The sequence below is a fragment of the Paracoccus kondratievae genome (assembly GCF_009301415.1).
Taxonomy (GTDB): Bacteria; Pseudomonadota; Alphaproteobacteria; order Rhodobacterales; family Rhodobacteraceae; genus Paracoccus; species Paracoccus kondratievae.
This window is the reverse complement of record NZ_CP045072.1, coordinates 2,066,067-2,084,179: the sequence shown is the minus strand read 5'-3', so window position 1 is coordinate 2,084,179 and position 18,113 is coordinate 2,066,067. Positions and strand designations below refer to the sequence as shown.

General features: G+C 61.6%; 15 protein-coding genes, 1 tRNA gene, 2 pseudogenes and 1 CRISPR repeat array. Of the genes and pseudogenes, 5 read left to right on the top strand and 13 right to left on the bottom strand.

All coding sequences use genetic code 11. From position 1 onward, the window contains the following. Positions 1–17 precede the first annotated feature (17 nt). A CRISPR array of direct repeats spans positions 18–446; the repeat unit is 32 nt; unit sequence GTCGCCCCCTTCGCGGGGGCGTGGATCGAAAC. 146 nt (positions 447–592) lie between these two features. Then, positions 593–988, bottom strand: a pseudogene (locus tag F8A10_RS21900) (transposase); the annotation flags it as partial. A gap of 108 nt (positions 989–1,096) precedes the next feature. After that, positions 1,097–1,609: pseudogene (locus F8A10_RS21425) on the bottom strand (IS5/IS1182 family transposase); the annotation flags it as partial. Between the two features lie 208 nt (positions 1,610–1,817). Between F8A10_RS21425 and F8A10_RS10420 the strand changes: the two are divergent. Beyond that, positions 1,818–1,891, top strand: a tRNA-Cys gene (locus tag F8A10_RS10420). A 335-nt stretch (positions 1,892–2,226) separates the two neighbouring features. Here the strand turns inward: F8A10_RS10420 and F8A10_RS21420 are convergent. Together F8A10_RS21420 and F8A10_RS21415 are read right to left on the bottom strand one after the other, a co-directional pair. Further along, on the bottom strand, positions 2,227–2,427 hold the full coding sequence (locus F8A10_RS21420) for a hypothetical protein (RefSeq protein WP_227493384.1): 201 nt from the start codon (positions 2,425–2,427) through the stop codon (positions 2,227–2,229). A 117-nt stretch (positions 2,428–2,544) separates the two neighbouring features. Beyond that, entirely contained in the window at positions 2,545–2,985 is a 441-nt protein-coding gene (locus F8A10_RS21415; RefSeq protein WP_227493383.1) for a hypothetical protein, read from the bottom strand. A gap of 413 nt (positions 2,986–3,398) precedes the next feature. Here F8A10_RS21415 and F8A10_RS10410 point away from each other — a divergent pair, with 413 nt between their 5' ends. After that, positions 3,399–3,755 carry a zinc ribbon domain-containing protein gene (locus F8A10_RS10410; RefSeq protein ID WP_227493382.1) on the top strand — a complete coding sequence of 119 codons (357 nt, stop codon included), beginning with the start codon at positions 3,399–3,401 and terminating at the stop codon, positions 3,753–3,755. Between the two features lie 510 nt (positions 3,756–4,265). Continuing rightward, complete coding sequence (locus F8A10_RS10405) at positions 4,266–4,742, top strand: IS5 family transposase (protein ID WP_152367244.1); 477 nt, start codon at positions 4,266–4,268, stop codon at positions 4,740–4,742. A 14-nt stretch (positions 4,743–4,756) separates the two neighbouring features. Here the strand turns inward: F8A10_RS10405 and F8A10_RS10400 are convergent, their stop codons facing one another. The 9 genes from F8A10_RS10400 to cysQ all read right to left on the bottom strand — a co-directional run bounded on the left by F8A10_RS10400 (position 4,757) and on the right by cysQ (position 14,979). Beyond that, the gene (locus F8A10_RS10400) at positions 4,757–6,157 is read right to left on the bottom strand and encodes a sulfotransferase (protein WP_227493381.1); all 1,401 of its coding nucleotides are present in this window, start codon (positions 6,155–6,157) and stop codon (positions 4,757–4,759) included. Continuing rightward, entirely contained in the window at positions 6,154–7,851 is a 1,698-nt protein-coding gene (locus F8A10_RS10395) for a DUF5927 domain-containing protein (protein WP_010397268.1), read from the bottom strand. The genes F8A10_RS10400 and F8A10_RS10395 overlap by 4 nt, the downstream gene beginning before the upstream one ends. Then, on the bottom strand, positions 7,848–8,873 hold the full coding sequence (locus tag F8A10_RS10390; RefSeq protein ID WP_010397267.1) for a glycosyltransferase family 2 protein: 1,026 nt from the start codon (positions 8,871–8,873) through the stop codon (positions 7,848–7,850). Before F8A10_RS10390 ends, F8A10_RS10395 begins: the two co-directional genes overlap by 4 nt. 24 nt (positions 8,874–8,897) lie before the next feature. After that, positions 8,898–10,136 (bottom strand): glycosyltransferase family 4 protein, encoded by a 1,239-nt coding sequence (locus F8A10_RS10385; RefSeq protein ID WP_152367243.1) that lies wholly within the window; start codon positions 10,134–10,136, stop codon positions 8,898–8,900. After that, entirely contained in the window at positions 10,126–11,124 is a 999-nt protein-coding gene (galE, locus tag F8A10_RS10380) for a UDP-glucose 4-epimerase GalE (RefSeq protein ID WP_010397262.1), read from the bottom strand. Before galE ends, F8A10_RS10385 begins: the two co-directional genes overlap by 11 nt. A 5-nt stretch (positions 11,125–11,129) precedes the next feature. Then, on the bottom strand, positions 11,130–12,020 hold the full coding sequence (locus tag F8A10_RS10375) for a UTP--glucose-1-phosphate uridylyltransferase (RefSeq protein WP_010397259.1): 891 nt from the start codon (positions 12,018–12,020) through the stop codon (positions 11,130–11,132). Between the two features lie 150 nt (positions 12,021–12,170). Continuing rightward, the gene (locus tag F8A10_RS10370; protein WP_085502607.1) at positions 12,171–13,376 is read right to left on the bottom strand and encodes a glycosyltransferase family 2 protein; all 1,206 of its coding nucleotides are present in this window, start codon (positions 13,374–13,376) and stop codon (positions 12,171–12,173) included. Continuing rightward, entirely contained in the window at positions 13,376–14,176 is an 801-nt protein-coding gene (locus F8A10_RS10365) for a 3-deoxy-manno-octulosonate cytidylyltransferase (RefSeq protein WP_010397255.1), read from the bottom strand. Before F8A10_RS10365 ends, F8A10_RS10370 begins: the two co-directional genes overlap by 1 nt. Positions 14,177–14,181: 5 nt before the next feature. After that, positions 14,182–14,979, bottom strand: a complete 798-nt coding sequence (gene cysQ / locus F8A10_RS10360) for a 3'(2'),5'-bisphosphate nucleotidase CysQ (RefSeq protein WP_152367242.1) — start codon at positions 14,977–14,979, stop codon at positions 14,182–14,184. Positions 14,980–15,120: 141 nt separating this feature from the next. On the opposite strand from cysQ, the gene F8A10_RS10355 reads away from it, so the two are divergent. Together F8A10_RS10355 and dnaK are read left to right on the top strand one after the other, a co-directional pair. Then, positions 15,121–15,942 carry an ABC transporter permease gene (locus tag F8A10_RS10355; RefSeq protein ID WP_193668123.1) on the top strand — a complete coding sequence of 274 codons (822 nt, stop codon included), beginning with the start codon at positions 15,121–15,123 and terminating at the stop codon, positions 15,940–15,942. 257 nt (positions 15,943–16,199) lie between these two features. Continuing rightward, positions 16,200–18,110 carry a molecular chaperone DnaK gene (gene dnaK, locus F8A10_RS10350; RefSeq protein ID WP_010397250.1) on the top strand — a complete coding sequence of 637 codons (1,911 nt, stop codon included), beginning with the start codon at positions 16,200–16,202 and terminating at the stop codon, positions 18,108–18,110. Positions 18,111–18,113: the final 3 nt, after the last annotated feature.

Sequence of the window (18,113 nt, the reverse complement as noted above, 5' to 3'; positions counted from 1 at the left end):
CTTCTGGCGCTGCCAGAGTCGCCCCCTTCGCGGGGGCGTGGATCGAAACGCGCACCTATGCCGAACTGCCCGACGCCCTTGTCGTCGCCCCCTTCGCGGGGGCGTGGATCGAAACTGATAAATTCGACAAGGCTAATCAGGATAAACTGTCGCCCCCTTCGCGGGGGCGTGGATCGAAACTTCCACCGTCACAGGCGCGACAAATTCGCCATCCGTCGCCCCCTTCGCGGGGGCGTGGATCGAAACATGCTGATGATCCAGCAAGGGCCGCAAGTAGCGCGTCGCCCCCTTCGCGGGGGCGTGGATCGAAACCCAAAGATGGGCTGCGATCCCGCCGCCGATCTGGGTCGCCCCCTTCGCGGGGGCGTGGATCGAAACTGTATAAGCCCCCCCCTCGTGCGGACCCCGCGCGGGGTCGCCCCCTTCGCGGGGGCGTGGATCTAAACACGGCAGAGGAGGTCCCGTGACCATCGCTGGTTCGGCAGCAACGGCACTGGTATGGGGGCCGTCTGCCGCACGCCCGCTTGCGACCGCGCCTGCGCCGCACCGACAGACCTTCCTCCCGGTAAATCCGGCAGAGCTTCTTCTCGTTCATGACCATGCCCTTGTGCTCCAGCATGATGCCCACGCGCCGACAGCCGAAGCGGCGGTGCCGCTCAGCGATCTTGCGCATCTCCCCACGGAACTCCGGGTTATCGGGCGGCCGCTTGCGCCGCACCGTTTTCGGATCGACGCCGATCAGAACGCAGGCGCGGCGTTGAGAGATCGGATGATCCCTCATCGCCCGCAGCACCGCGTTGTCAGGCATGGCATCGGCCAGCGGGCGCTTGAGCTTCGCATTCCCGTCCTCAAGCTGCTTCAGCCGCTTGGCGTCAGACAGCTCCATGCCGCCATACTTCGCCTTCAGCTTGCAGAATGTCGCGAAGCTTAGCCGATGCTTCCGACAAAGCTCGGACGTGGGCAAACCAGCCTCCTGATCCTTGATCATTCCGAATAATCTTGCGCTTCGGTAAAACGGCTCTTCCTCATCTCGTCTGCTCCTGCAGATTGGGCAGACTCTACATCACGGCGAAGGAACTTCCGCGGGGGGCAGGGCACCACGGTCTGCGAGCAACGCCCCGGCCGAAGGGATCGAGGACAGCAGTGCCCGCGCGCCAATGTAGCCGGAGGTCTGGCCTGCCGACAGGAGCATCCGGATCGGACGGCCCTTTGCATCCGCCAGGACGTGCAGTTTCGGGTTCAGACCGCCTCTTGGTCTGCCCGATCAGCCGTCGGCGACCCCTTTTGAACCGCCAGGCTCGATGCGGTTCGATGGGCCCTGGCGTGGGTCGCGTCGATCATTACGATCCCGGTCTTCTGCGCTCCGGCAGCCTGCTCGGTCATGATCGTGGCGAACACGCCCATCCGGCTCCACCGCTTCCAGCCGTTGCAGAGCGTCTTCGGCGGGGCATGGCCGCAGGCGCGACCTTTCACATTAACCCATTGCGCTGGAAGAAGTTATCCCGCTCAACACCCGCAGGTCATCGGCCCTCGTCCTGCCTCGGGACTTCGGAAAGAACGGCCGCAGCTGCTTAATCTGCGCGTCTGTCAGCCGGTAAGGCTCACTCATGATCCCTCCCCAAGTCGGGAGTTTGAAGCATCCCGCCCGCCGGCATTCAAGAAAAGTTATAGGTTTCAACTCAAGACCCAGCCCTTCTAAGCCCCCGGTCATGCCTCGGCGCGGAACGGGGGTCCGCCTACCTCGCGGGGAAAGAGGTGCGGATCGCAACAACCCCCTTGACCCCATCAATCGAAAACCCTAGCAAACACGAGGCTCCGGCGGGTTGGCGGAGAGGTTACGCAGCGGATTGCAAATCCGTGAAGACCGGTTCGATTCCGGTACCCGCCTCCAAGCCTTTTCAAGAGCTTGTGCCATATCGGGTTTTCCTCGCATTCCAGCGTTTGCAGTTTCGTTCACTTCGCCCCCCTTTCACTTGGGCAAGCTTGACCAGAATGCCGTCCGATTCATCCGGCGAGACACGGGCGTAATGCTCGATTACGGCTGCCGCGTAGCGGACCGACCAGCCCATGTGCGAGGCGATATGCGCCAGTTCAAGCCCTCATTCAGCAGACGTGTAGCAGCGGTCCCACGCGTATCCTGGAGCCGCAAATCATACTCCAAGGCCTCGGGTGTCAGCCCCGCCTTGTTCCGCCAGTAGCGCAGGCTGTCCGAGGCGTGGCGCCCGGTCATGGCCCGCCCGCGATCACTGCCAGGATCGACACGCGGTCGGCGGGCGTGGTGTCGATCAGCCCGGCCATGGCGGGTGTCACCGGGATAGTAGCCGTCCGCTTGCGCTTGTTCGTCCTGATACGGATGCGGTGGCCCTGCGGCGTCCTCTCGATCTGGTTGCGATGCAGGCGCGTCGGCCGGCCGTAGCCCGGTTTCACAGCCGGCAGTAAAGATGCGCTGCACCCACTCCGGCGCGATGGCGCCAACAGCTTTACGCTGCGTCGGAGTCCACACGATTTCCGAACGATCCACCTCATAGACCGTCCGAAAGTCGCCTAGGGCATCCGGAGCTTGCCGACGTCCTTCCAGGCCCAATTGAGGATCCGCGTCACCACGGTTCCGGCATAGTCGTACTGGCGCGGCGAATGCGCCCATTGCTTGCGCCATTCATTGACCTCGCCTCGCACCTCGGGTTCCTCGAACATCGCGGCGGGGTCGTCCTTGAACGCCACAGCGAAGCGTAGCGCCCAGAGGCAATACTCCTGCCGGGTGCGCTCGCCCCTGGGTATTTCCGCGCTCGACAGCAAGTCATCGACCATTTGCACGGTCATGTAATGCGCCGGCTTGGGGCGGGCGGTTGCCTCGGCGAACGCCACGAAGAAGGCCAGCCATATGCGCCGCTGCCCGCAACCCGAGGGGTTCAGCTCGCTCGGCAGCCAGAGCAGCCGTATTTTCGAGATGGTCGGCCAGCAATTGCCAATCGCTTCGATCCTCACGAATACCCGTATGCGCATAGTGTTTCAAAATCTTCATTCCTCCAGCCGCGGGCTATTAACCGATAATAACTCAAGAGAAGAGTGTGACCAGCATTTGAGACGGAGCTGCCCCGAGCCGCAAACCAGTATTTTCTTGGGATGCGAAAGATCCGAGCAGACGAGGTGGCGTTCGCGCTTCCAAAAACGCGAACGCCACTGCATTTCATAATCCGGCGACCAAACACCATCGTGTCAAGGATCCCGATATCCTGCCATATCGCCGTATTATGTATTGCCTGCGAATTCTTCGCTCAAAGCTGTTGTCCTTCTGCTCTCGTTCCTTTGCAGCTTTCACCCTCGCTGGTCGCTTCGTGCCGGACGTGCCTGCATGTTTATTTTCAGGACCAGCCGATGCCTACCAATGTCCGCATTGCATGACCGAGATCCATGCCGAGGCCCCGACCTGCCCTGCCTGCGGGGCGATCCGCGGCGGGTGGGGCCGCTCGGTCGAAAGCTGGCGCAAGGCATCGGCCTTCATGCTCGGCGTGGCCGCATTCTTCGTCCTGGCCGGGATAGCTTTCGGCACCTGGGTAGCGTCGGATTCCTCGACGATCTGGCTCGACGGCATGATCGCCTTTCTGTTTGTGTCACCCTTCATGCTGTTCGCTGGCGGTGTCGGCCTGTTCCGGCGCTATGTGATCCCCCCCGGATGCAGCGGCACCGACAAGAGCCGCAAAGCGGAAGCCAACCTGCGCACCCCAGCCTGTGCAAGCTGTTCCTGTGTGAGCTAGCGCCTTTGCGCGGATTACCTGCACGATAGCGGCAGTCAGCCCCCCGGCATCACATAGACCCCTTGCCTGATCTTGCTGGCCAGCATCTCTGCGGTTGCTTCGACGCCTTGAGCACTTCCAGCTGGAGATGGCTCTTGCCGCACATTGTCGGCCACCTCTTTTCACCTGCACTGTTCCAGCCAGTTATCCGCCGATGCGATGTACCGGGGATCTGTACCCCATCATCCATCGCGGTAGTGCTTTGCTGCGGCAATGACGCGCTGCGCATCCACCCCGCTTTTCTCAGCAGCCTGCCACAGTTCCAATGAGTGTTTCTGTTTCCGGGGCTTGGGATGCGATTATCAAAAGATTTCGACCGCCAGGAGGCTGCCCGGACCACCTGCGTTCGCGTCAGGCGGGCTTACTGGTTCTATTAAAGGCTCTCTTACAAGATCAGTGTCGGAATTTCCGGCACGGCTTTGGGAGCAGGTCTTCAAGACGCTGACGGCCGATCGTGACAATCAGTAACTGATGATCGACTGCGCGATTGTGCGTGCTCATCAGCAGGCGGCATCTGGAAAGGGGGGCAGGGATCAGGCGCCGGGGCGTTCCCGAGGCGGGCTGACCACCAGGATCCACATGCAGGCCGATGCCCTGGGCAGACCGTCGCGGTTCATCATAAAGGCCGGCCAGGTTGGCGAGATTACGCAGGCCTCGTCTCTTCCGCAGCGACAGAGCGGTGATCTCGTGCTGGTCGATAAAGCCTGTGACAGCAAAGCCTTGCGGCAAATCATTGCCGGCATCGGAGCAGAAGCGGTCATCCCGTCAAACGGCTTGCGTAAAATCATCATTCCGCACGATGAGCGCGCCTGTGCGCATCGCAACCACATCGGACGTTGCTTCAGCCAGATGAAGTACTTCCGCCGCTTCGCCACTCGATATGACCGAAGAGCCGTTTACCTTCAGGGATTCGTTTGTCTGGTTGCCGCTATGCCCCGGATGCGGTGAATGTCCGATCCGGACTAGGACTGCCCCGCAAAGCCAAAGGCGACGTAATCGCGCAGATAGGCCTTTTTCGCCGCCGAGCGCAGTTCCTGTTCGTTCAGGAATGCAGGGATAGGCTCGGGGTCGGGGAGGTTTGCCGGCTGCTTGATCCCGGCACTGTCGGCAAGCCAGGCCAGATCGCGCGACAGATCCGCCTCGCGCAGGACCATGTCGGGCGCACCAAAACGCGAAAACCCGGCAAGAATCTCGGACTGACTGGCCCAGCCGGGATAGCTGGGCAGGCTGGTCTGGCCATTCAGGTTACGGCGCAGAAAGTCCAGAAACGCCAGGAACAGTTCGACCTTGCGGTCCTGCGCCAGCGTTGGCAGCTCTTCGTCCGCAGGCAGGGCGACGCGGTAGATCTGCCGCATCATTTCGCGCAGCTCTGCCTTGCGGGTCCCAAGCAGCGTTTCGAACGCCGTCCAGGCGCGGGGCAACGGATGACGCAGCACGGTAAAACTGCGGTGGCCCACATGCTGGCGCTTCCACTGGCGCAGGCTGTTTTGGTTGAAATCGCCCACGACATCGCCCATCGCCCGCAACCAACCTGCAATCGCCGTCGAAGGGCCGCCCTTGATCGGCATGAAGATCAGCCCCTTGCCTGCCTCGGCCCCCATGAACGAAGGGACGGCAGGCCCCTTGCGCGGTTCAAAATTCGGGATGCGGCGCAGCATGAACGGGTCAAGACGCGCAAGCTCGGCCTGCATTTCGTCAAAATTCTCGACCTTTTCGGACAGTTCACGTGGGTTCTGAGGCACCTGATCGCTGGCCGGTTCGACCCGCTCCAGATCGGTGCGGCCCAGCCAGTGCAACAGGCCGGTCATTACCCCGGCGTCGCGCAAATCCTCGTAACCCAGCCAGAAGGCGGCTTGCCCGGTGACCTGCAACCGATTCATGACACGCAGCTGGAATTCCTCGATTTCTTCGGTGACCTTGCGAAACTCGGCGCCGTCAAAGCGGATGGCGGCGGGGATCGGAGTCTCGGTCTCGTTCAGCTTCCACTGATTGGTGGCCCGCGCCAGTTCGGTCGAGACATAGCTGTCCACCGGATTGCGGGTCAGGATGATCTTGGCGCAGGAACGGTCCTCGATGATCGCATCAAAGACACGCGGGTCGTGATCGTGGAAATAGCGAAACCCCGGCAGGTGGTTCGGCCGCTCGAAAATGGCACGCAGCAACCGGTGGGGGTCTTCCTCCCGCTCGGCCCTGGTGATGCCGCACAGCTCATCCTTGTCGGGCCAGCCCATCATGTAGGGGTTGAAAGCCTCACCAAAGCAGGTGACGCGCTTGATCGCGTTCAGCGTCGCCTCAAGCAGGTTCGAGCCGGTGCGCATCTCGGCAAAGATGACATAACGGCGGAAGGGCTGGGTCATGGTCATGGTCTTTCCTGGGCAGAGGCAGCGGGCGAGCCACCGGGATTGACCGGAGAGAAATCGCCCATGAGCTGCGGACGCAGGCCGGCATTACGCAGCCTTTGCAAAAAGCGCCCCATCCCGGCAATGTCCCGCATCTTGGGCAGGTTGGCAGCTGCTTCGGGGTCACCGCCAAGCCGGCGCAGGACGCTGCCCAACACAGCCGAGGGACGGGCACAAAAATCGCTAAGATCCCAGATCTCGACCTGAGCCTTGAGCCAGACCGATTTCAGCACATCCATCTGTTTCAGTTCAATGCGCTGCAGGGTCGCAGCAACGCGGCGGATGTCGTCAAAAGGCATCCCCGAATGCAGAAGTGGCACCGCCCACGCCCCGGTCACAATGAACATTTGCGCATTGGGGTCGGTGGCAAAGAACCAGTTCATCTCTTGCCGGTCACGCGGGCTGAACTGCCACACCTGCATACGCCGCGACACCCGGATCAGATTGGCGATGAAACCGCGCTGATCCACATCGCGCAAACCGGCGCTGTCAGAAAGCGCACCGGGACCAATCGGGCGGCGTTCGGCGAACTCAACCCCATGCACCGCGAAAAGATGGCCATGCACATCCGCGTCGATCCGGCTGGCGAGCCAGGGCTCAAAATCCGGAAACAGGTCGGCAAAGCCCTGAAACATCGCGTAGGGCGCGGCGGTCTTGCCATTCTCGCGGTCCTTCAGCGGATAACGGCTTTGCATGTAAAGCCCGGGCCGGCCCAGACGGCAACGGGCCACCGCCTGACTGATCAGCCGGTCCACCCGCTCGGGTCGGGGATCGGCAATCGTCCTGCCCGTCGGCGCGGCATGGGGGAAATGGGCATAAAGCTGCTTGGCCCCTCGCCATATCTTGCGGGCGACAAAACAGCGAGACTGCTGCAAAAGCTCAAGGTGATCGTCGTAAAAGATGCAGGGTTTGCCCTGATCGTCGAACCTTGCCAGCGTCAGCGAGCGGCTTTCGATATTCATCGAATGCCGCCGCGCCAGCGTCTGGAAATAACTTTCATCCGGGATCCAGACGCGGCTGAAATAGCGGTCAAACTCGGACCGGCGCGGATCGTTCAGAATGGCGTGCAGCGTATTTCGCGTCAGACACCACCATTGCGAACCCAGATGCGGAACCAGCCCCTGAGGTATACGGCGTCGGAATTTCACCCGGCGTTGCAGGCTGACATAATGATCAAACAGCCAGCGCTGGCGACGGAACGAAAAGGGGAAACGCATCGTAAAGCGTTCCTCGTTCAGCCCGCCAACCGTCCAGCCGACATCCTCGGCGGTGACGCTTTCGATAAAGTCGCGGGTGGGATGTTGCGCAAGATAGGCGCACAGTTCGTGTACCGGTCTCAAGGGCAGACAGGAACCCGAAACGACCAGCACATGCGTGACATCTTTGAACCGGTTGAGCAGCACGGCCGCGGCGTCCTGCGTCGCCCGCACCAAGCTGAAGGTGCCCCATTCGCAGCTGTGACGCGGACTGAATACCACTTGCGGCAAATCAGCCAGCGTCGCGCCCATCGCCGCCAGATCGCGTGCCGGGACCTTGCCGTCGACATGAACGGACACCGCGGCCCCACCATCGGCCCAGACCCGGGCCATGCGCGCGGCAACCGCCAGCTCTTCATGGCAGAGCATTACGACGCCCAGCTTGATCGTGCTGTCGATCATGCCCAGTTCCCTCTGGAGATCAGGCCCAGATCCTCAAGCTGTCGCCAGCCTTGAAATTCGCGGGATTCCTCGCACCAGAAATCGGGGTCCTCACGCAGACCGGCATGATAGGCAAGGTATTCCTGACTGTTGGCATAGTGCTGGCGGCGGGTCAGCTCTTCAGCCGATTTCTCGACAAAGGTGGACAGGAACTTGGCATGCAACAGGCAGCCCGAGGCTTTTTCTCCGCCGTTCTGGTCATAGACCCGGTTCAGCGACCGCGGCAGCAGCATATGGGTCGAACTGGCATAGACCTGCCCGCGCTGCCAGCGCACCAGCGGGATCTTGTTTAACGCAGGGGCGCTGGCGGGATCGTCAGCAAAGAACATCCGCGCCCGCGGCCCGCCCTGAATCCACAGATTGTCGTAGCCGCCGTTCTTGCGAATGACGTAATTCGCCGGATCGAACCAGCGCGCCAGCTCAAACGGGTCCTGCCCGGGCTGATAAGGCTCGGCCGCGATCGAACCCTTGGGATACATGTCCAGCAGCATGGCCGAGAACGAGCGAATGTTGCTCGCATCCAGCCAGTCCGTCAGCGCCTGCAGGGGACGGGTGTCGTGGTGGGGGTAGATCAGGAATTCATCGGGATCGACAGTCAGACACCAATGCCCGGCACCGTAACGGTGCAGCAGCCAGTTGATCCAGTCCATACCAAAGCGGGAGTCTTTGTAGCTGGCACGGGTCAGCCACAGCGAAACATCTTTCTGCCGGGCCATATATTCCCGCCCGCCGTCATCCGAACCATTATCGACGACCAGAAAATGCCGGATGCCCAGCTTGCGGTAATAGTCAAGAAACCACGGCAGTCGAACCGACTCATTGCGCATGGTCATGAACAGCAGAATATCGTCGGGACGTATGCGTGAGCTGTTATCGCTGACCCTGCGCAGCCGATAGCAACGCCGAATTGCGCGCCCAAGCAGCCATTGACGGCGGGCACGGAACTTCAGATTGCGTCGAATAATCCTTAGCGTGCGCGACACTGATCCACTTGACCTTTTAAGGTTTCACATAACGGTGACAGCAGAAGCGCGCAATGCTTCGAACAACCCCTGGTAGAGAAGGGAAAAGTGCCTCTCCCAACCAGAGATTTGAAGTGGTTGTAGCCTGAAAGGTGCCGCTGCCGCCAGCCTTGCGATTTCTTTTGCCCAGTCGGCGGGGGCATCGGGCGAAAGCCAGATGGCGTAATCGCCCAGCATCTCGCGCGCGGCCGGCAAAGGGGTGGCAAGGACGGGGACGCCGCGACCTGCCGCCTCGGTCAGAGGCAGGCCAAAGCCCTCGGCCCGGCTGGGCATCAGCAACCCGTGGCTGCGCCGGATCAGCTCTGCCACCGCAGCATCATCCAGTCCGGAAAGCTCACGCACCGGCCCATTTGGCGACAGACGATCAAGGCGGGAGAAAACCTCGCGGTTTTCCCAGCCCCGACGACCGATGATGAAAAGCTGCGGCGGGTCAGGGGTGCGTTCAAGCATCTGCCATACGTCAAGCAGCAACGCATGGTTCTTGCGGGGCTCGATTGTGCCAAGTGTGACGAAAAACGGGCGAGACAGGTCCAGATCGGCAGGCAGATGCGCAGGATCGGGGGCCGCAAGCCTTGTCCCGATGGGTGTGGCGACGACCTTGGCACGGTCCGGCAGACCCAGCCTTTCGCGCCAGTGCAGCACATCGGTCCGTGTCGCCTCGGACACCGTCAGGATCACCTCGGCCTGTCCCAGCGCCGCGGAAAAACGGGCGCGGAACTTGTCCGACTGTCCCGCGCGGGTAAATTCGGGGTGATCCAGGGGGATGGTGTCGTGGATCATCACCGCACGAGGCAGAGGCCGCAGATTCGCCAGCAGATCGGCCCGCAGATTGGCATGACCGACATTCAGGTAGACCGCGCCGTCCAGATAAGCCTGCGCGGCGGGGCCAAGACCCCGCCCCATTCGCCCACTGCACCTCAGCGCCATGCGGCGCAACGCAGCCCCGGCCCGCGCGGGCAAAGTCCTGCGCCCTCGCAGCCGGTCAAAAAGGCCAGGGGCGGGCAGGTCCTCGGTACCGCCGTCAAGCCAGCGCAAAATTGCCGCCCCGGCAGGGGGCGGCAGCAGCAGCTGACCTCGTGGGACCCGGCATAGTAAAAGATGCGGCCGGCCCTGAAGATGGGCCAGCCATTCAGCTTCGACCCGGTCGATCCCCGTCGCCGGCCCGCCGCCAAGCCGCGAGATCAGCCGCGAGACATCCAGCAAAAGCGCGGGATCACGCTTCATATCCGCCGTTCTGATGCCAGCGCCAGGCGTCGCTGATCATCTGTGGCAGGGTCGAGCGTGCCGGGTTCCAGCCAAGCATCCTGACCGCCTTTTCACTGCCAGAAACCAGCTTGACCGCATCGCCGCCACGGCGCGGCCCTTCGGTCACAGGAACGGGCCGGTTGGTGACGTGGCGGGAGTGGTCGATCACCTCGCGCACTGAAAAGCCGTTGCCGGTGCCAAGGCAGAACACCTCTTGCTTGCCGTCGGCGACCTTGCCGTCCAGCATGTATTTCAGCCCCAGCACATGCGCCTCGACCAGATCCATGACATGGACATAGTCGCGGATGCAGGTGCCATCATGGGTCGGGTAATCGGTACCGTGGATGGTCAACGCCGGACGCTTGCCGTCGATGGCATCTAGGATCAACGGGATCAGATGGGTCTCGGGCTGATGGAACTCGCCCACCTCGCCATCAGGATCAGCGCCCGCCACGTTGAAATAGCGAAAGATGACCGAGCGCAGCCCGTCCGAGGCCCCGAAATCGCGCAACATATCCTCAATCGCGCGTTTCGAGGCGCCATAGGCATTCAGCGGCGTCTGAGCGGTATTTTCATCCAGCACCACGCCGTCATGATCACCATAAGTGGCACAGGTCGAGCTGAAGACAAAGTTGCGCACCCCGGCCGCCAGCGTCGCCTCGATCAGGCTAAGCGAGGCGCCGACATTGCCACGCCAGTATTTGCCCGGCTCGCGCATCGCCTCGCCGACCTGACTTAGCGCAGCAAAATGCATCACGGCAACGGGCCGGTGCCTGGCAAAGACCTCGTCAAGCCGCGCGCGATCCATAAGATCGCCTTGCTCGAACGGGCCGAATTTCACCGCCTGCTGCCAGCCGGTGCAAAGATTGTCATAGGTTACAGGCTGAAAACCTGCTGCACGCAACGCTTTACAGGCATGCGAACCGATGTAGCCCGCACCGCCTGTCACCAATACCGTATCCGTCATGAGGCCTATTCCGCCGCCTTGCGCACAGCCAGAACGTCGGACAGATATTCCGCGAACTCATCTTTCAGATCGTCGCGCGCCAGACCAAAGGCAACGGTCGCCTGCAGGAAGCCGGCCTTTGAGCCGCAGTCAAAACGCTGGCCGCGGAAACGCAGGCCAAAGACGTCGCGGCCCTCGGCGATCTCGTCGGCAATCGCGTCGGTCAACTGGATCTCGCCGCCCGAGCCTTGCTTGAGCTTGTTGAGGTTACCAAGCACGGTCGGTGCAAGGATATAGCGTCCGATCACCGCAAGGTTCGAAGGCGGGTTTTCCTTGGGCTTTTCCACCATGCCGCGGGCGCGCACGATGGCACCCATGTCCTCGGCCACGTCAAGCACGCCATAGGCCTGGGTCTTTTCAGCAGCAACCTCCATGGTGGCGACCATGCTGCCACCAGTCTCTTGATAGGCCTCGATCATCTGCTGCAGGCAGGGCGGCTCACCCATGATGACGTCATCGGTCAGGATGACGGCAAAGGGCTCATCCCCGATCAGGCGGCGGGCACACCAGACGGCATGGCCAAGCCCCAGCGCCTTATGCTGGCGGATATAGGCGATGGCGCCCGATTCCATATTGGTCGAACGCAGGGTGTCGAGCAGGTCGTTCTTGCCCGCCTTTTTCAGATTCGATTCCAGTTCATGGGCATGATCGAAATAATCCTCAAGCGCACCCTTGCCACGCGAGGTAACAAAGATGAACTCCTTAATCCCGGCCGCCCGCGCCTCATCAATGGCGTATTGGATCAGCGGCCGATCCACCAAAGTCATGATCTCCTTTGGAATGCTCTTCGTGGCGGGTAGAAAGCGGGTCCCCAGTCCAGCCACAGGAAAGATGGCTTTGGTGACTTTGCGACTCATGAATTCCGTCTCCTGATCTTTGCGCTGACGCGTTGGGGATCTTATCCCCCTTTGTCAGCACCTTCGCAACAAGCGCTTGGGGGGTGCAGTTGTTCCCAAAAATAAGCAAAGTGAATCGATTATAGTATATTTTGGCGATTTTCCGCCTGTTCATTCTCTCCGTCCAGGCAAATTCCCTCTTTCGCGCAAGATACGCGCGCGCTTTCCCAGAAAGAGAACCGGAGGATCGCCCGAACGGGACGCCCCCCACAGGCCCCCATTTTGCTCCCACCAGCCCCCTGGCACAAGGGTCAGCCGATGGGGCAGAAAGCTGGGCGTTAAAAGCAGCAGAACCACCCGACGCCCCTCGGCCGCTGCCCGTGCCGCGCGGGCACGCAAACGCCGGGCATGCCAATGCCACCCTGCAAGAAGCAGCGGCTGATCCCCTGTCGCAGGGGGCATGCTCTGGAACGGCGGCGGAGGGGGCCGGTCCCAGACAGGCGGGCTGGGCGCAAGGTCCCGCCCCTCGCTCAGACCACGATCAAGGGTCGCAAGGATTCGTCCGATCGCCAGCGGATCAAGCCGCCCGGCGACCATGTGGCGCAACAGCCGCCGGCGTTGGTTGTCGCGTAGCCAGTCTGTCTTACCCCCATGGCGCGCGGCAAAAATCGCGGCCGAGCGACCGACAGCCGTCAGATCATGGGGCACCCCGGCTTCGCCCCGTCCAGTGCCAGGGGCCACACCGTGCAGGACCTGCGCGGCGGGAACCACAGCCGTCAGCCCCAAGGGAAACCGGGCCGCCATACGCATGTTCACATCGCTTTCGTCGAGGTGATAGGCAAAGGCGGGATCAAAGCCGCCGACGGCGATCAGCGCCCTGTGACGAAAGCCACAGTTCGTGCCGATGGTGCTGACCGGACAGCCATTTTCTGGCTCAAGCAGCGTTGTGCGGGCGATATTCAGGGGCGTTGTGTTTCCCGAAGGCGTGATCCGTTCGCCCCGGACCTGCCAGCGCAACCCATCCGGCCCCCGCGTAAAGCCGGTCGCCGCGATCACGCGCGGATCGGCAAAGGGGGCGGCCAATGCCTCGGCCCAGCCGGGTTCGGCAAGAGCGTCATCATCAATGAACAGCACTACCTCGCCCGCAGCAAGCGCAAGGCCCTCATTCCGTGCAGCCGAGACATTGGCACGGTCAAAGACGACACGTTTCAGCGGCAGATCCGGGCGGATACCAACCGAGGCGGGGTCAGCAACCAGCACGACCTCAAGCCTTGGGTGGGTCTGATCGGCCAAGGTGGTCAGGCAGCGGGCCAATGCCTGCGGCCGATGCCGCGAGATGACGACGATACTGGTCGCAGGCATCCCGCTTTCGGACATCAGGCGATGCCCATACGTTGCATCATCGCCTCTAGCTTGGCCACGTCCGAGGGGTTGTTCAGTTCCCAGAACTCGCGGCCCCGGGCCTCAACCTCGACGCAGAGAATACGCCGCCCGCGTTCAAGAAAGCGCAACTGTTCAAGCCCTTCCAGCGCCTCAAGCCGGCCTTCGTCCCATGTCGGATATTCGGCCAGCGCCTCGGGGCGATAGGCATAAACACCGACATGGTGATAGACCGGGGTCGGATCGCCCGGACCGAAATCCGCCGCGGCGTAGGGTATGACCTCTTTGGAGAAATACAGCGCCCGGCGGTCATGCCCAAAGACGGCGGTGGTGCCGCCAACACGACCGGCCACGCGGTCGGCGATCAGCTCGGACCGCATCGCTCCGCTACAGCGCAGGACCGGCGTCGCCACATCAGCCCCCGGATCGGCGCGCAGCCCGGCGACCAGTTCCTCGACAAACCATGCCGGGGTCAGCGGCGCATCGCCTTGCAGGTTTACCACGATCTCGGGCGACAGCCCCAGCCGCGCCACCGCCTCGGCACAGCGCTCGGTACCGTTACGGGCAGAGGTCGAGGTCATCGCGACCTCTGCCCCGAAACCCTCGGCGTGGTCGCGGATGCGCTCGTCATCAGTGGCGACGATCACCCGGTCGGTGCCCTGGACGGCACGCGCTGCCTCCCAGCTGCGGCGAATCAGGCTTTGTCCCTCACCCGTGGCTCCGCGCAATTCGACCAGAGGCTTGCCGGGATAGCGGGTCGAGGCATGGCGGGCGGGGATGATGATGACGACGGACATGGGCGTCAGTCCTTGACCAGCAGCACGCCGGGGGCAAAGGCGATAAAGAACGGGTTCTCAAAATCCGGTTTGCCGTATTCCAGCGGTGTGTGATCGTCAAAGCGTACCACCTGACCGCCTGCACCACGCAGAACGGCGTCGCCTGCGGCGGTGTCCCACTCCATCGTGCGGCCAAGGCGGGGGTAAAGATCGGCCTCACCCGTTGCAACCAGACAGAATTTGAGCGAAGAGCCCGCCGAGGTCATGTCGCGGACCCCGTAACGGGCAATGTAGGCATCGGTCGCCGCATCACGGTGCGATTTCGAGGCCACGACCATCAGCGCCCGGTTATCAGGCATCGAATTGACGCCGATCGGCGTAACCTCGCCCGGAACATCGCTAAACGGCCCCTTTTCCTCGACCGATCCGCCTTGCGCAGCCGTGTAGAAAAGCCGCTCTTTGGCGGGGGCATAAACGACGCCAAGGCGGGGCACGCCATCTTCGACATAGGCGATATTGACGGTGAAATCGCCCCGGCGCTGAACGAATTCCTTGGTGCCGTCCAGCGGATCGACGATCAGGAAGGTCGAAAGGATTTGGCCATGGGTTGCGGCCTGTTCCTCGGTCACCAGCGGGATATCGGGAAAAGCGGCGCGCAGCCCGGCAGAGATCAGGGCATCGGCCGCTTCATCCGCCTCGGTCACCGGAGAGGCGTCGGATTTCGCCCGAACCTCAAAGTCCTCGGCTCCATAGATCTTCATGATCTCGGCCCCGGCTTGCAGGGCAAGCCGTCGCATCTCGGCGATCATCTGATCGAATTGCATGTTTTTTCCTTTCCGACCGGAAGCCTGCGGGCTGCGGCGCCGATTGAATATGACAGTCGGCTTACATATGATGCCCGGAGCGGTATAGGGCAAGCGCCCCTGCAAGCCGCAGTCGAAACCCCTGGCAGAACCGAGCCGCCCATGTTCACTCCCAGACGCAGCCGCAACATGGTCGAGGCAGCCTTCACAACGCTGGCGCTGATCTATCATGTCACTGTAAACAACCTGCGCAAGGGGCACCGCAGCGCCGTGATGGTGCTCTTGATGACGGTGATTCAGGCAATCGCCATGATCGCCGGCTTTTATCTGATCTTTGCCGTCATGGGCGTTCGCAGCGCACCGATCCGGGGCGATTACATCGTCTATATCATGTCTGGTATCTTCATGTTCATGGCCCATACCCAGACCATGGCTGCGGTCTCGGCCTCGGGCAATCCCAGCAACCCGATGCTGAAGCACGGACCGATGAACACGGCGGTGATGATCACGGCCACGGCGCTGGCCGCGCTTTACCGGCAAACATTCTCTGCCGTCGTCGTGCTGGCCGGCTATCATTACATGATCCAGCCCATCCATCTGGACGACCCGCTGGGCTGTTATGGCATGCTGCTGCTGGCCTGGTTCTCGGGCTGCTGTGTCGGGCTGATCTTTCTGGCGATCCGTCCCTGGTCGCCCCAGACCGCGCAGGTGCTGACACAGTTCTATCAGCGCCTGAACATGGTATTTTCCGGCAAGATGTTCGTCGCTAACATGATGCCCAACTTTCTGCTGCACATGTTTTCATGGAACCCGCTGTTCCATGTCATCGACCAGACCCGGGGCTTTGCCTTTATCAACTATTCACCGCGCAATTCGTCGCTGGACTACCCGATCTATGCCGCGCTGACGCTGCTGATGATCGGGCTGATGGCCGAGTTCTTTACGCGCAAGGCGGCCTCGATCAGCTGGTCGGCGGGACGTTGAGTGTCGCGTTTTACCGGTCGTTCCATCAGGTCCCGAACGGATCGGTGCCTTCGCCAGCCCTGTGGTCGAAAGAGATACAAGACGATCTATTTTCTGCGTTCAGGTCTGCTTGCAGGCCGCCAGACCCCTTCCTATATAGGCCCATGAAGCTTGAGGGGGCCCCGGATCAGGGTCTCTGAAGGCAAACATTGGGATCAGGTCTCGGGGGCCTCTTGAGGACCCAAGGCCCAGAATATCGCCGTAAGAAAGGTTATTGCATGTCCAAAGTCATCGGCATCGACCTCGGAACCACCAACAGCTGCGTTGCCATCATGGATGGCAGCCAACCAAAGGTCATCGAGAACTCGGAGGGTGCGCGTACCACGCCCTCGATCGTTGCCTTCACCGATAGTGAACGTCTGGTCGGCCAGCCCGCAAAGCGGCAGGCGGTGACCAACCCGTCGAATACGGTCTTTGCCGTCAAGCGCCTGATCGGCCGCCGCATCAACGACGCTGAAGTCGAGAAAGACAAGAACCTCGTCCCCTATGTCATCGCCGACGGTGGCAATGGCGACGCCTGGGTCGAGGTCCGGGGCGAGAAATACTCTCCCAGCCAGATTTCCGCCTTCATCCTGCAAAAGATGAAGGAAACCGCTGAATCCTACCTGGGCGAATCCGTCACCCAGGCGGTGATCACGGTTCCCGCCTATTTCAACGACGCCCAGCGTCAGGCCACCAAGGACGCCGGCAAGATTGCGGGTCTCGAAGTCCTGCGCATCATCAACGAGCCGACCGCAGCCGCGCTGGCCTATGGTCTGGACAAGAAGGATTCCAAGACCATCGCCGTCTATGACCTTGGCGGCGGGACCTTCGATATCACCATCCTTGAAATCGACGACGGTCTGTTCGAGGTCAAATCCACCAACGGGGATACCTTCCTTGGTGGTGAAGACTTTGACATGCGCATCGTCAACTACCTGGCCGAAGAGTTCAAAAAAGAACACGGCGTCGATCTGACGAAAGACAAGATGGCGCTGCAGCGGCTGAAAGAAGCCGCCGAAAAGGCCAAGATCGAACTGTCGAGTTCGAGCCAGACCGAGATCAACCAGCCGTTCATCTCGATGGACAAAGACTCGGGCACGCCGCTGCACATGGTCATGAAACTGACCCGCGCCAAGCTGGAAAGCCTGGTCGGTGACCTGATCAAGCGCACGATGAAGCCGGTTCAGGACGCGCTGAAAGATGCCGGCCTGTCCAAAGGCGACATTGATGAGATCGTTCTGGTCGGCGGTATGACCCGCATGCCGAAGGTCATCGAGGAAGTAACCGCCTTTTTCGGCAAAGAGCCGCATAAGGGTGTGAACCCCGATGAGGTCGTGGCGCTTGGTGCGGCCATTCAGGCCGGTGTGCTGCAAGGTGACGTCAAGGACGTGGTGCTGCTCGACGTGACGCCCCTTTCGCTGGGGATCGAGACGCTGGGCGGTGTGTTCACCCGCCTGATCGACCGCAACACCACCATCCCGACCAAGAAGTCGCAGATTTTCTCGACCGCCGAGGATAACCAGAACGCCGTGACCATCCGGGTCTTCCAGGGTGAGCGTGAAATGGCCGCAGACAACAAGCTGCTTGGCCAGTTCAACCTGGAAAACATCCCCCCGGCGCCGCGCGGCATGCCGCAGATCGAGGTGACCTTCGACATCGACGCCAACGGTATCGTCAGCGTCAGCGCCAAGGACAAGGGCACCGGGCGCGAGCAAAAGATCACCATCCAGGCTTCGGGTGGCCTCTCGGATGAGGATATCGAACGTATGGTCAAGGACGCCGAGGCTAACGCCGAGGCCGACCGGCAGCGCAAGGAACTGGTCGAGACCAAGAACCAGGCCGAAAGCCTGATCCACTCGACCAAGAAGTCGCTGGAAGAGCACGGCGACAAGGTGGATGGCTCGACCGTCGAGGCGATCGAACTGGCCATTGGTGCGCTGGAAGAGGCCCTCAAGTCCGAGGACGCAGGCAAAATCCGCGGCGGTATCCAGAACCTGATGGACGCCTCGATGAAGCTGGGCGAGGCGATCTATAAAGCCACCCAGTCCGACGCCGAGGGTGCCGATCACGAGGCTGGCCCGCGCGACGTGGACGATGAGATTGTCGATGCCGATTTCGAGGATCTCGGCAAAGACAAGCGCAAGTAAGCG